This is a genomic window from Cohnella massiliensis, assembly GCF_900169535.1.
GTDB classification, from domain to species: Bacteria; Bacillota; Bacilli; order Paenibacillales; family Paenibacillaceae; genus Cohnella; species Cohnella algarum.
In genome coordinates this window covers 146,570-160,400 of the sequence record NZ_LT821256.1, presented here as the reverse complement: position 1 = coordinate 160,400, position 13,831 = coordinate 146,570, and the positions used below count along the sequence as shown (strand labels likewise).

Here is a 13,831-nt window from a genome sequence, read left to right as displayed (position 1 = left end):
CAGCATCGCGGGGGCCGTTTTTCGTTTGCCTTCCATACGGATCGCCCTGCGGTTCTATCTTCGCCGGCTTCGTCATAGATTGTAAGACTCGGACGGCGGCGTCCGCGCTTGCTGCCCGAACAGGACAAGCTGGAGGGAGAAACGATGAACAAACGAGGCCGCAGCCGATCCGCGAGCGGAAACCGGACGGGAATCGCCGCTTTTTTGGCGGGAGCGGCAATTGCCGGATGCATCTGGATCGCGGAGCACCGTTCTTCCGGACAGCCGCTTCCGGAACCTGGACAAGCGGTCGTTTCGGTAGAGACGCTGGGAGAAAATCCGGGACGGGGGGCGGCGAATCCGCCCGCCGGACCGAAAGGCGAGGCGGCGCCGGAGCCGCGAAGCGGACAAGCGGACGGAAAAGCGCCGGCGGATGACGCCGGCGGCCCGAAGGCCGGCCGGCAGGAGGAGACGGGAGCCGAAGCGGAAGGAGCGGGAGCAACGGGCGAAACGGGCGGATCGGCCGGCACGGCGGTCGCTGCCGGGCGGGAGGAGGCCGCGCAAGCGGAGTTTCTCGTCAAAGTTTATTTATCGGAAGAAAAGCGGGTCGAACAGGTGCCTCTCGAAACGTATGTCCTCGGCGTCGTGGCGGCCGAAATGCCGCTCGATTTCCAGCCGGCCGCGCTGGAGGCGCAGGCGATGGCGGCCCGCACGTATATCATTCGCCGATTGTGGACGAAGGATCGTTCCGGCGTGCCGGCGCGTTATGCGGACGTGACCGATTCGGTTGCGCATCAAGTCTATAAATCCGTCAAGCAAATGGAAGAGCTGAAGGCGGCGAAGCCCGAGCAGTTGACGAAGCTGGAGGAGGCCGTGAAGCGCACGCGAGGAAAGATCATTACGTACGACGATCAACCGATAGAGGCGCTGTTCTTCTCCTCTACGAACGGGTATACGGAAGCTTCCGAGGAGGTTTTCGGCCAGGCGCTTCCGTATTTGCGTCCGGTTGCGAGTCCCTGGGACGCCAAGCTCGCGCCGGGCTACGAGGAAACGGTCGAAATGCCTCTATCGTCCCTGTATCGCAAGCTGGGCATCAAGACGCAGCCGGCTTTCGCCCGCTTATCTTCGTCCAATCTCTCGCTTAAAATCGTAGACAAGGCGCCGGGGAACCGGGTGCGCACGGCGGCGGTAGGAACGAAAACCTTCTCGGGGGTTGCGATAAGAGAAAAGCTCGGGCTTCGGTCGACTTCGTTTACGTGGTCGGCGAAAAAGCGAACCGCCGTCATTACGACATACGGAAACGGGCACGGGGTCGGAATGAGCCAGTGGGGGGCGGAAGGCATGGCCCGCAAGGGGCTGACCGCCGAGCATATCGTGGAGCATTACTATACCGGAGCCGAAGTAAAGGAAATTTCCGAGTTTCTGAACGATCCGGATCGCAGAAAATAGTTTGGAGCTTCGCCGTCCCGGGCGCAGGCGAAATTCGTTTCGTATAATCTTTCAAAGCGCGTGTATAAAAGTCTATCATCCGGTAACACTTGGTTACTGAGGTGATAAACAATGAATGAACAAAACAACAAAAACACGCGCAAGGTGGAAGAGTCTATCAAGCCGGTTGCAGCGTCGACCCCTGTTAAACCTACGGGCTGGAAGAGACTGTTGTCCAGACGTTGGGTTTTCCCTGCCGCTTATATGGCCGCCGCAGCAATCATCGTAACGATCCTCTGGGTGAACTCGGGCGGCGACGGCAAGGATGCGTCGCAAACCGTTTCGAGTCCGACCGAGGTCGCCGGCGAGGAGGCGGGAAGCGAGGGCCAGGAAGCCGCGGAAGCCGCGGCGAACGGGGAAACGCTCCGCTGGCCGGTAAGCAACAAGGACGAGATGGTCGTCAAGCTGCCGTTCTACGACGCAAGCGGGTCGGAAGAGCAGCGCGCCGCCGCAATGGTGCAATACAACGACACGTTCATGCCGCACACGGCCGTCGATCTCGGCCGCGAGGACAACGAGACGTTCGAAGTGCTTGCCGCCATGAGCGGGCTGGTAAAAGTGGCCGAGCAAAACACGATCAACGGCTATGAAGTGCGAATCGAGCATCCGAACGGACTGGTCACGGTCTATCAAAGCCTGGCCGACGTCAAGGTGCAAGCGGGCGACGAGGTCGAACAGGGCGATGTCATCGCGATGGCCGGACAAAGCGAAATCGGGAAAGACGAAGGCGTGCACGTGCATTTCGAAGTGCTCGACAACGGCCAATCCGTCAACCCGGACACGCTGATCAAGGAAGAGCACTAAGCGAAATAAGCCGCCGGCAGGGCACCCCCTCTCCGAAGAATTGATTTTCGGAGAGGGGGTGCTTTTTTACTATAAGTTTTTGACCAATTTTTAACGGTTTATGATAGTATACTACTAGATACTTTCTTGGGGCGTTAAGACTATGGATGAAAAAGGAAGGATATGGCATGCTGGAAGTTCATGTAAATGAATTGCGTTCCGGAGACGTGCTGGATCGGGCGGTGCTCGCCAAAAACGGAATTGTCATGCTGGAAGCCGGCACGGTTTTGTCGGAGTCCTACATAGAGAGATTGCGGAAGCTGGGATTTGCGAGAATCGCCCTTCGTTCGAGGAGCGGAGCGCAGCCGGCGGCGGCTCCTGCCGGAGGAAGGACCGCGGCGCACGAGGCGGACAAGGAATTAGGGCTGCGGACCGCCGAATTCGACAGGATCAAAGACGACCCGGCCGCCGTCCGGGGCGCTTCCGATTCGATCGTGCGATTCGCCGAAGCGGACGAGACGTTCGCCCGGCTGCTGCTTCCGGACGAAGACCGCCGGCGCTTTCGCGAGGAGCTGCGGAACCGCCTGCGGGAAATCGTTCATACCCGTCCGCTCGCGGAGGAGCTGGCCGTCATCCGGCAAACGGATCCGTACATGTTCGATCACTCGCTTCAGGTGACGCTCTTGTCGAACGTTATCGGCTTGCTGAACGGCTTCGATCCGGCGAAGATGCACGAGTTGACGGTCGGCGCGCTTCTGTTCGACGTGGGCATGACGCGGCTGCCGACAAAGCTCATCCAGGCGAAGCGCCAACTTTCCGACGCCGAAAAGGCCACGCTGCGCAAGCATACGACGTTCGGCTATCAGGTGCTGAGCGGCATTCGGGACGTCCCCCAGCAAGCCGCCCGCTGCGCGCTGCTTCATCACGAGCGGTTCAACGGCAGCGGCTATCCGCACGGATTGAAGAAGAAGGAGATCTCGGATCTGGCCCAAATCGTCGGGCTATCCGACGTTTACGACGCGCTTACTTCCAAACGGCATCACCGCAATCCGTATTCGAACCATGAGGCGATGGAGTATTTGTTCGCGGCCGGCAATTACGACTTCGGCATGGAAATGATCCAGCTGTTTTTGCGCCATGTCGCGGCGTACCCCGTTTCGACGGCGGTTTTGCTTAGCAACGGTCAGCTTGGCGTAGTCGAAAGCGTAAACGGCCGGCTCGCCCATCGGCCCGTCGTGAGAGTGATCCGGGAGGCGGACGGAACGGATGCCGCCGTCCCCTACCGGATCGATTTGAGCCAAAGCAGCCGTCTCGTCATCGTTCGGGCCGTGCCCGAACAATCATTCGTGCCGGAACGAGTGTAGGGCGCTTGACGGCCTGGGAGGGGGAAGAGATATGAGTTGGAGGGAAGTCGACGTTCGCGATTTGGAGGCGGGAGACGTCCTGGCGAAGTCGGTTCAAAGCCATAACGGCATCGTCATGCTTGAAAAAAACACCGTGCTGACGGAGTCTTATATCCGGCGTTTGAAAAATCTGGGCGTGAGAACCGTCGCTTTGAAGGAGAAGGAGTTCGCCCTCCCCGCCCAAAGCGCGTTCGGCTTCCGGGACATCCCGCACAGTCCGCCGGACATGGAGCGGATGCGGAACAACGACGAGGCGCGCAAGCAGGCTTCCCTCGCGGCGGCGAAGCTGGCGGAGTCCGAGCATGCGATCGGACGGGTGGCCGATTCGGGACTGGAAGAGCGGTTCCGCAAGGAGTACCGGAACGTGCTGCTGGAAATCATCATGCAGCGGCCGATCGCGGAGGAGCTTGGCGTGCTGCTGCAAACGGACAAATTTTTGTTCGAGCACTCCCTTCAGGTGAGTCTGTTGTCCTGCCTGATCGGCATCGCGAAAAATTACGACAAGAGCAGGCTGTTCGAATTGACGACGGGAGCGCTCTTGTTCGATATCGGAATGACGCGCCTTCCGCCCGGCATCGTCAAGGCGACCAGCGAGCTCAGCGACTCGGAACGGGAACTGATGCGGCAGCATACGATCAAGGGCTACGAAGTGCTGTCAAGCATTCCCGACGTCTCGCCGGCCGCCGCGAGATGCGCGCTGCTGCACCATGAACGGTACCGGGGCACCGGGTACCCGTTCGGCCTGAAAAACAAGGACATTCCCGAATACGCGCAAATCGTCGGGGTCGCCGACATTTACGACGCTCTTATTTCGCCGCGGCATTACCGGAAGCCGTATACGCTCGGGGAGGCGATGGAGTATTTGTTCGCTTCCGGCAATTACGACTTCGATCTGGAGCTCGTCCGGCTTTTCGTGCGAAACGTTTCGATGTTCCCGGTTTCCGTTACGGTGAAGCTGAGCAGCGGGCAGGTCGGCAAGGTCGTCGACGCGGACAACGGCTTGCACTATCGGCCGGTCGTCCGCATTTTGCGGGAAGCGGACGGAACGAGGGTGACGACGCCGTATGAAATCGATTTGCGGGACCGCAACGATCTCGTGATCGTTCAGGCGTCCATGAAGGACGATGCCCAATTTTAAGTTGGCGGGCGGATGTCGGGACAAGGCCTTCGAGGCCTTGGCGGAGGACAAAACGAACGCGCATGCAGCCGAAGACGGAGGAAACTCCGTCTTTTTTCATGCCTTTTCGGGACATGCCGCTTGGACGTTCGACCTACAAGACTTGCCGCTGCTGATCTTTCTTGAGCTTGTCAGCCCCGAGAACAAAGAATAAGTGACCGCGCCCCTCATATAATGTACCAATCTATTCGAGCAGGGAGGCGGGAGCGTGCACGATTACATCAAGGAACGCACCATCAAGATCGGCCGGTGCATAGTGGAAACTCGCAACACGGTACGGACGATCGCCAAGGAATTCGGCGTCTCCAAAAGCACGGTGCATAAAGACCTGACCGAGCGGCTGCCGGAGATCAATCCGGATTTGGCGGACCAGGTAAAGCACATTCTGGAATATCACAAATCGATTCGCCATTTGAGGGGAGGGGAAGCGACGAAAATCAAGTACAAGAAGACGACGGTCAAAAAACGCGAAGTTTTGACAGCGGGAAAAGCATAATTTTGGATATCCCTCGACAAAAAAGAGGATTTTAATAAAAGACGGCGAATACTATACCATTACGGTATTATCGGAACTCTTCGCTAAAGCCGGGCAGTACAGGCCGATATGCGCAGCAGCCGTCATTTCATCTCGCTGGGGGATTCTCGAAACATGTTCAGCAAAGACATCGGAATCGATCTGGGCACCGCCAATGTGTCCATTCACGTTAAAGGCAAGGGAGTCGTGCTCGACGAGCCTTCCGTCGTTGCCATCGAAAGCGATACGCGCAAGGTGCTCGCCGTCGGAGAGGAAGCGCACCGGATGGTCGGCCGGACGCCGGGCAATATCGTCGCCATCCGCCCGCTGAGGGACGGGGTCATCGCCGATTTCGAAGTGACGGATATGATGCTGAAGGCATTCATACAACGGGTAGGCGGGCGCTCGTGGTACAGCCGCCCCCGCATTTTGATTTGCGCGCCGACCAATATTACGTCGGTCGAACAGAAAGCGATCCGCGAAGCGGCGGAAAGAAGCGGGGCCAAAGAGGTGTTCCTCGAAGAGGAGCCCAAGGCGGCCGCGATCGGCGCCGGGATGGATATTTTTCAGCCCAGCGGCAATATGGTTGTCGATATCGGCGGAGGTACGACGGATGTGGCCGTCCTGTCCATGGGCGACGTCGTAACCGCCTCTTCTCTTAAAGTCGCGGGGGACAAGTTCGACGCGGCGATCATGAAGTACATAAAAAGCAAATACAAGCTGCTGATCGGAGAAAGGACGAGCGAAGACATCAAAATCAAAATCGGCACGGTCCACCTGGACGGCCGGCGCGAAGAGATGGATATTCGCGGGCGCGACATGGTGTCGGGCTTGCCGCTCACCGTCACGATTCATTCCGACGAGGTGCGCGAGGCGCTTTGGGAGCCGGTGTCGAATATCGTGGCGGCGGCCAAGTCGGTGCTGGAACGGACGCCTCCGGAGCTGTCGGCGGACATTATCGACCGCGGCGTGATTCTGACGGGCGGCGGCGCGCTTCTGGACGGTTTGGACGCATTGCTCGCCGACGAGCTGAAGGTGCCCGTTCTCATCGCGGAGGACCCGATGCACTGCGTCGTCAAAGGCACCGGCATCATGCTGGACCATCTGGACAAAATGACCCGCAAGCTGGGATGACGGAGGGATAACATGATCAGAGGACTGTATACGGCAGCATCGGGAATGATCGCGGAGCAAAGACGCCACGATACGGTGACGAACAACATCGCCAACCTCAATACGCCCGGCTACAAGGGAACGAGCTCGGTCAGCCGCGCCTTTCCGGAGGTGCTCCTGTACGCGATGGGCGGGAGCGATCCGTCCGGCTCGTCGATCGGCAAGCTGAACACGGGCGTTTTCGCCGAAGAAAGCCTGCTCGGCCTGATGCAGGGCGACCTGATGGAGACGAACCGCTCGCAGGATATGGCGCTCGTCTCCGATATCGCGGTTCCCGGCGCCGTGTTCGACGGCTCGGGCAAGTTCGTGGACGCGGACGGAAACGTCACGTATCAGCCGCAGGCGTTCTTTACGGTCGCCATGCCGGACGGCACGCAGCGCTATACCCGCAACGGCAGCTTCCAGACGACGGACGACGGCACGCTCGTTACGTCCGAGGGCTTGCCGGTGCTCGGCGCGAACGGCCAGAACATTGCGTATGACGGTTCCTGGGATAATGTCGCCATCACGACCGACGGCCTGCTGATCGACAGGACGACGAACGCGCCGCTTGCGGGCAATCCGCAGCTGATGCTGACGCGGGTCGACAATCCGAACGATCTCGTGCGCGAAGGCAACGGCCTGTTTCGCTATGACGGAGAGGATGCCGGCATCGCCCAGGTGCAGGCGGGGGATCGCGTGGAAATTCGCCAAGGCTATCTGGAGCGCTCGAACGTGGACGCTTCGCAGTCGATGGTCGATATGATGTCGGCGCTTCGCGCGTACGAAGCCAATCAGAAAATGGTCCAATATTTGGATAGAAGCCTGGACAAATCCGTCAACGAAGTCGGCAAGGTTTAATCGAACGGACGTATCAGCCAGAGATTGAAGGAGGAAGTTGAACCGGCATGAACAACTCCATGATCAGCGCGGCGGCATCGATGGGTTCCCTGCAGCAGAAGCTCGATATTTTGGCGGACAACATCGCCAACCTGAATACGAGCGGCTATAAGCGGAAGGATGCCGTATTCGAAGACATTTTGACCAGCGTCCAACCGCACAAGGACGATTTTCTGCTGCCGGGACGCCGCAGTCCGCTCGGGTTTACGCAAGGATGGGGAGCGAGGATCGTCTCGCAAACGCTCGATCTGACCCAGGGGCCGCTTCAGCAGACGAACAGCTCGACCGACGTCGCCATCGAAGGCAACGCCTTGTTCGAGCTGCGGGCGGGCAATGCGTTGAACGGGGACCGCGTCTTCACCCGCCAGGGCGCTTTCGAACTCGTGCCGACCGGCAACGGAACCCGAATGTTGATGACGAACACGGGATATCCCGTCGTCGCCTCGAACGGCACGGCCGACACGTTCGTCGAAGTGCCGGACGACTATGAATTGGTCGTCGGCGCAGACGGCGGCATAATGGCGAAAAGCCGCGACGGATTGACCGTGCTCGATCTCGGCACACTAAAGCTGGTGGAAGTGACGAAGCCGGACCTGCTCCAATCGGTCGGCGACAACCTGTACGGCGTCCCCGACAACGTGGACGTAGGCGACGTCGTCCAAGTCGTGGCCGCCATGCCGGGACAAGACGGGGGCGCCTCCATCCGTCAAGGCTTCCTTGAGCAATCCAATGTCGATCTGACGAGCGAGATGGCCGACCTGATAACCGTGCAGCGGGCCTATCAATTAAACGCCAGAGCGTTGTCCTCCAGCGACCAAATGATGCAGATGGCGACCGACCTTCGCGGGTAACATAAGGAGGAATTAATCAGTGACGGCATCAACCCGTTCGCCGGAACCGAAACGGCCCGCGAACGGCAAGAAACGTTCGGCAGGCAAAGCGTTCAGATCGATCGTCTGGACGTGCCTCAAAGTTTTGGCTATTCCGATTGTTTGCGTGATCGCCTTGGCCGCAGGGCTGGCGTTCGGATATGTGGTGCTCGGTGAAAGAGAGTTTGCCGATGTGTTCCAATGGGAAACGTGGCGGCACATGTACGACCTCGTCTTCGCACAAGGCGGCTGAGGCTTCGGCTGCCGCCGGCCACCGGGCTTTGACTCCCCCCCGGCTCAACCGGGGGGTTATTTGTGCCGTTCGCGGCGGTCAGGTTTACGCTCGATGGGCCGAGCGTTATAATAATGGGAGCTTTGGAGAAATGGGGGATCGGGAATGAACTTGCCTAACTTGCTGACGATGTCCCGATTTGTAATGATTCCCTTGTTTTTGGCGCTGTATTTCAACGACCATTCGGTAGCGGCGTTATGCATCGTTTTACTAGCGGGCCTTACGGACCTGCTCGACGGTTACATTGCCCGCAGCAGCGGACAGGTGACCGTCACCGGCATCATGCTCGATCCGTTAGCGGACAAGCTGATGATGCTGGCGGTCGTTGCGGCGCTTGTCATCGGCAGGGAAATTCCGTGGTCGGCCGCGGTCATTATGGCGTTCCGGGAGATCGGCATGATCGCCAGTTCCGCTTATTTTTATTTTCGCGGCATGAAAACCGTTCCCGCGAACGGGCTTGGAAAGGTGACCACGTTCGTCTATTATTTGGCGATATTGCTGCTGTTTCTCGGGCTTCCCGGCGGAACGGCGGCATTATGGTGCGCGATCGCGCTCAGCTTCGTGGCGACGGGCGTCTATTTTATGAAATTCCGCAACCTGAACGGCGTCCCGGAAACGAACGCGAAATAAACAAAAGAACTCGCCGCCGGACCGGTTTTTACGCGACGGCCAACGGCGGCAAGCTCTCTTATATCAACCTCGGCGACTGCAGCTCGCCAAAGGGACGTTTTAAGTATCGACCGAAATAGCGCTGCTTATGCATGCAAACCGGGCGAAAAGCCGTCCGAATTCGAAGAACGATCAGGAGGTTGCTTTATGTTGGATATTACGCAAATCCAGGACATCGTTCCGCACCGTCCCCCGTTTTTGCTGGTGGACCGGATCCTGGAGCTCGATGCGGGCAAAAAGGCCGTCGGCCTGAAAAACGTAACGATGAACGAGCCTTACTTTGTCGGGCATTTTCCCGGTTATCCCGTCATGCCGGGCGTGCTTATTTTGGAAGCGCTGGCCCAGGTCGGCGCCGCCGCCATTTTGTCCGTCGAGGAAAACAAGGGCAAAATCGGACTTTTCGCGGGCGTGGACGAATTTCGCTGGCGCGGCCAGGTGACTCCCGGCGATACGCTTACGCTTGAAGTGGAAATTATCCGGTTAAAAGGTCCTGTGGGCAAAGGCCAAGCAACGGCTAGGGTCGGCGACCGCGTCGTGGCGGAAGGCGTCCTGATGTTCGCGCTGACGGATCCGGCCAAAGGCTGATCCAGCGCAAGGCTTGCGCCGTTGTCAATATAAAAATCATGTTGGAGAAGGAGCAGTGAATCATGCCGAATCAACCGACAGCGACAGAACTTTACACCGCCTGGCTGAACGATCCCAATGTAGATGAAGAAACGAAAGCCGAGCTGCGCCGGATCGCGGACGAACCCGCGGAAATCGAAGACCGGTTTTACCGCGATCTGGAGTTCGGAACCGGGGGGCTTCGCGGCGTCATGGGCGCGGGCACGAACCGGATGAACCGTTACGTCGTCGGCAAAGCGACGCAGGGCTTCGCGCGCTATTTGCTTGCCCGGTTTTCCTCGCCTTCGGTCGTCATCGCTCACGATTCCCGCAACCAATCCGATACGTTCGCGTTAGAAGCCGCGTGCGTACTTGCCGCGAACGGCATCAAAACGTACCTCTACCCTTCGCTCCGCCCGACGCCCCAGCTGTCGTTCGCGGTGCGGGATTTGAAAGCCGCGGGCGGCATCGTCGTCACCGCGAGCCACAATCCGCCCGAGTATAACGGATATAAAGTTTACGGCGCGGACGGCGGGCAATTGATTCCGGACGATGCCGAGCGGGTCATCGCCGCGATCCGGGAGGTGGCGTCGTTCGACGAAGTGAAGCGCCTGACGCGGCAGGAAGCGGAAGCGAAAGGGCTGATCGAATGGCTGGGCGAGGAGGCGGACGAGCGGTTCGTCGGCGCCGTCGTCTCGCAGACGGTTCAGCCCGAGTTTTTGCGCGGCGGAGCGGGCGACCGGCTGACCGTCGTGTATACGCCGCTTCACGGGGCCGGCAACGTTCCGGTACGGACGGTGCTTGCAAAGGCGGGCTTCGGAAACGTGCATGTCGTGCCCGAGCAGGAGCGGCCGGACGGCTACTTCTCGACTGTCAAGTCGCCGAATCCGGAGGAGCGCGAAGCGTTTGCGCTGGCGATCGAACTCGGGGAAAAGCTCGGCGCGGATCTGATCATCGGAACGGATCCCGATTGCGACCGGATGGGCGCCGTCGTCAAAAACAACGAGGGCCGCTACGAGGTGCTTTCCGGCAACCAGTCGGGAGCGATCATGGTTCACTATCTGCTGTCCAATTTGAAAAAAGTGGGCAAACTACCGGCGAATGGCGCCGTCGTCAAAACGATCGTCACCAGCGAAATGGGCGCGGACATCGCCAAATCGTACGGCATGTCGGTCATCAATACGCTGACGGGCTTCAAATATATCGGCGAAAAAATAACCGAGTTCGAGCGGACGGGCGAGCATTCCTTCCTGTTCGGCTATGAGGAGAGCTACGGCTATTTGACGGGCGCTTACGCGCGGGACAAGGATGCGGTCGTCGCTTCGCTGCTGATTAGCGAGGCCGCCGCGTACTACAAGGAGCAGGGAAAGACGCTGTACGACGTGCTTCTCGAATTGTACGCCGAGTACGGAACGTATATGGAGAAGCTGGAGTCCCGCACGCTCAAAGGCAAGGACGGCGTCGCCAAAATCGCCGGCATCATGAATGACTGGCGCGCGAATCCCCCCGCCGCGGTCGGGGGAATCGCCGTAACGAAGGTGCTCGATTACGAAGCGGGACTCGACGGCTTGCCGAAGGAAAACGTGCTTAAATTCATGCTGGCGGACGGCTCCTGGTTCTGCCTCCGGCCGTCCGGCACCGAGCCGAAAATCAAAGTGTACTTTGCCGTTCGCGGCGAAGGCCTTGGCAAGGCGGAAGCCGCCCTCGGCCAACTGGTCGCGGCGGTCATGCAGCGAGTGGACGCCTTGAGCTGACGGGCGCATCCGACAAACAACAGCGCAATGCTTGATAACTTAAGGAGTGAATGTTGTGCCCCATTGGCTTGAAAAATGGAACCGGAGATTGGCCAAGTGGTTATGGTGGGTCGTGCTGCTCGGTCTGATCGGCTCGCTGCCGGTCATGTACGCCCGCTCGGTCACGGAGCATTCCGCGAATCAAGTGGAAATGATCATGGACTACCGGGATTTGTTGCAGGTGTCCGCAACCCAGCTCAATCCGGAAGCTTTTGTCGACGACCAGCTGGCCGTTCTGAAGGATGCCGGCGTCAACGCCATGGCGGTGTTTGAAAGCAGTTTGGACGAACTGATCTGGTCCGGGGAAGTGAACGTATATAACGCCTCGCAAGCCGCGCTGCTGGAAGGCGAGCTTGCCGAGGTCGGCGACAATCGCACGTATTTGCTTTTCAACAAGCCGGAGCACGAGGGCGTCATCCGGGAATTGATCGCAAACGCCTTCGGAAAAGCCGGCATCGGCATGGGCGAATGGAGCGCGCAAGGGCGTAGCGGTCTCGTGTTGGAAACGGTGCCCGAAGTCGCGTATATGGTACCGATGCAGCCAAACCCGCTCGCGATGGAAAAGCTGCGGGACGAGGGCTTCATGATCGTTCCCCGGCTGTCCGATCGCGGCAAGCTGTACGATCAGACGGAAATGGGAAAATGGCTGCAATCGTTCCGAGAGTACGGCGTGAAAAATATTATTTTCGACGGCGACGCGGTAACCGGGTTCGGCAACGAGGCGACGGACGGAACGCTGAAGGCGTTCGCCTCGCAGCTCAAGGACGCCGGCATCGGCATCGGCGCCATCGAAAACCTGAAGCTTCCGCAGCAAGGCTTCGGCTCGCTCGCCCGGATGCTCGATTTCGACGTGGCGCGGCTGCACTCGATTTCGGAATCCGAAATGTCCGTCATCCAACCGGCGACGCTGGCGGATCGCATCGTCCTGGCGGTGAAGGACCGCAACATTCGCTTCATTTATTTGAATGCGGCCGCGGTAAGGGATTCGGCGAACGTGCGGATCAACAATCCGATCGAAACGATCGTCAAAGCGCTGAAAGGCGACGGCGAGCAAGCCGGCGCGATCGAGCAGCTGAATCACTTCGGCTTCACCGTCGGCGAAGCCCATTCGTTCACGGTGCGCCATGCTCCCGCGGAAAACGCGCTTCGCGCGCTGGCGACGGCCGGGGCGGTCGCCCTGGTGGCGCTGACGGCCGGCCTGTTCCTTCCTTCGCTGCTCGTGCCGATCACGATCCTCGGCGCGATCGGCGGAGCGGGGGTGGTCGCGCTGCAAGCTTCGCTGCTCGACCAGGCGCTCTCGCTGCTCGTCGCGATCGCCGCGCCGACCGCCGCCCTCGTGCTGGCCGTCCGCTGGCTTCGCGCCAAGCGCGAGCTCGGGCGGGAGGCCTCGGCGTCCGCGGCTTCCCGGCTGCTCAAGGCCGCCGTGCTGTACGTCGGCACGTCGGTGCTGTCGCTTGCGGCCGTCCCGTTCGTCGTCGCGCTGCTGAACGACATTACGTACAGCCTTGCGCTGCAGCAGTTCCGCGGCGTCAGCCTGCTGCATCTCGCGCCGATCGGGCTCGTGGCGATCTACGTGTTCCTGTACGGGGCCGACGGTTCGGTCAAGGATAACGTCGCTCGCATCCTGCGCATGCCGATCACGGTGCTCATGATCGTCGCCGCGGTCGTCATCGCGGGGGTCGGCTACTATTACCTGACGCGCACCGGCAACAGCGGACAGGCGAGCAGTCTTGAATTGACGATCCGCTCCTATCTCGAAAACACGTTCGGCGTTCGACCGCGTTTCAAGGAATTCGCGCTGGCGCACCCGGCGCTCCTGCTCGGGCTGTTCCTCTCCCTGCGCTATCGCTGGGCGACGGTGCTGCTCGTGGCCGCTTCGATCGGCCAGCTGTCGATGGTCGACACGTTCGCGCACATTCATACGCCGCTCAAGCTTTCGCTGATCCGCGTGCTGCTCGGCTTGGGCCTTGGAGCGGTGATCGGCCTGATCGCCATCGGCGTCTGGCAAATCGGCGAGTCGCTGTGGCGCCGCTACGGCGGGCGGCTGACGAAGGCAGCGAAAGGGTAGCGAAGCAGCTTCCCGCGTGGGTGCGAGACCAGCCGGCCCGTCGCCTCCCCGGCAAAACGCAGGGGGGAGGCGGGCAGCTCTCCGCGCGAGGTGCGACTTAACCAACAGACGGTTCGCGACCGACGCATGAGGGCAGGCGAG

The 13,831-nt window shown here is 59.8% G+C and carries 13 protein-coding genes; all 13 read left to right on the top strand.

Going from position 1 to position 13,831, the window contains the following annotated elements:
* Window positions 1-144: 144 nt before the first annotated feature.
* The 13 genes from spoIID to B7E11_RS05370 all read left to right on the top strand — a co-directional run bounded on the left by spoIID (window position 145) and on the right by B7E11_RS05370 (window position 13,690).
* Entirely contained in the window at window positions 145-1,428 is a 1,284-nt protein-coding gene (gene spoIID / locus B7E11_RS05435) for a stage II sporulation protein D (RefSeq protein ID WP_139787081.1), read from the top strand.
* 111 nt (window positions 1,429-1,539) lie between these two features.
* Window positions 1,540-2,271: a M23 family metallopeptidase gene (locus B7E11_RS05430; RefSeq protein ID WP_080832586.1), complete on the top strand. Its 732-nt coding sequence runs from the start codon at window positions 1,540-1,542 to the stop codon at window positions 2,269-2,271.
* A 167-nt stretch (window positions 2,272-2,438) separates the two neighbouring features.
* Complete coding sequence (locus B7E11_RS05425) at window positions 2,439-3,614, top strand: HD-GYP domain-containing protein (RefSeq protein ID WP_176220620.1); 1,176 nt, start codon at window positions 2,439-2,441, stop codon at window positions 3,612-3,614.
* 31 nt (window positions 3,615-3,645) lie between these two features.
* Window positions 3,646-4,791 (top strand): HD-GYP domain-containing protein, encoded by a 1,146-nt coding sequence (locus B7E11_RS05420; RefSeq protein ID WP_080832584.1) that lies wholly within the window; start codon window positions 3,646-3,648, stop codon window positions 4,789-4,791.
* A gap of 247 nt (window positions 4,792-5,038) precedes the next feature.
* Window positions 5,039-5,326, top strand: coding sequence for a sporulation transcriptional regulator SpoIIID (gene spoIIID / locus B7E11_RS05410; RefSeq protein WP_027094289.1), 288 nt, complete (start codon window positions 5,039-5,041; stop codon window positions 5,324-5,326).
* A 153-nt stretch (window positions 5,327-5,479) separates the two neighbouring features.
* On the top strand, window positions 5,480-6,478 hold the full coding sequence (gene mreB, locus B7E11_RS05405; protein WP_080832582.1) for a rod shape-determining protein MreB: 999 nt from the start codon (window positions 5,480-5,482) through the stop codon (window positions 6,476-6,478).
* Window positions 6,479-6,490: 12 nt separating this feature from the next.
* Window positions 6,491-7,357 carry a flagellar hook-basal body protein gene (locus B7E11_RS05400; protein ID WP_080832581.1) on the top strand — a complete coding sequence of 289 codons (867 nt, stop codon included), beginning with the start codon at window positions 6,491-6,493 and terminating at the stop codon, window positions 7,355-7,357.
* A gap of 47 nt (window positions 7,358-7,404) precedes the next feature.
* Window positions 7,405-8,247 (top strand): flagellar hook-basal body protein, encoded by an 843-nt coding sequence (locus B7E11_RS05395; RefSeq protein ID WP_080832580.1) that lies wholly within the window; start codon window positions 7,405-7,407, stop codon window positions 8,245-8,247.
* Between the two features lie 19 nt (window positions 8,248-8,266).
* Window positions 8,267-8,518: a DNA-directed RNA polymerase subunit beta gene (locus tag B7E11_RS05390; RefSeq protein ID WP_080832579.1), complete on the top strand. Its 252-nt coding sequence runs from the start codon at window positions 8,267-8,269 to the stop codon at window positions 8,516-8,518.
* Window positions 8,519-8,662: 144 nt separating this feature from the next.
* Entirely contained in the window at window positions 8,663-9,187 is a 525-nt protein-coding gene (locus B7E11_RS05385) for a CDP-alcohol phosphatidyltransferase family protein (protein WP_080832578.1), read from the top strand.
* Window positions 9,188-9,373: 186 nt separating this feature from the next.
* On the top strand, window positions 9,374-9,811 hold the full coding sequence (fabZ, locus tag B7E11_RS05380) for a 3-hydroxyacyl-ACP dehydratase FabZ (protein WP_080832577.1): 438 nt from the start codon (window positions 9,374-9,376) through the stop codon (window positions 9,809-9,811).
* Window positions 9,812-9,873: 62 nt separating this feature from the next.
* A complete protein-coding gene (locus tag B7E11_RS05375) occupies window positions 9,874-11,583 on the top strand; it encodes a phospho-sugar mutase (protein ID WP_080832576.1) in 1,710 nt (569 codons plus the stop codon).
* Between the two features lie 55 nt (window positions 11,584-11,638).
* Window positions 11,639-13,690, top strand: a complete 2,052-nt coding sequence (locus B7E11_RS05370) for a DUF5693 family protein (RefSeq protein WP_080832575.1) — start codon at window positions 11,639-11,641, stop codon at window positions 13,688-13,690.
* Window positions 13,691-13,831 lie beyond the last annotated feature (141 nt).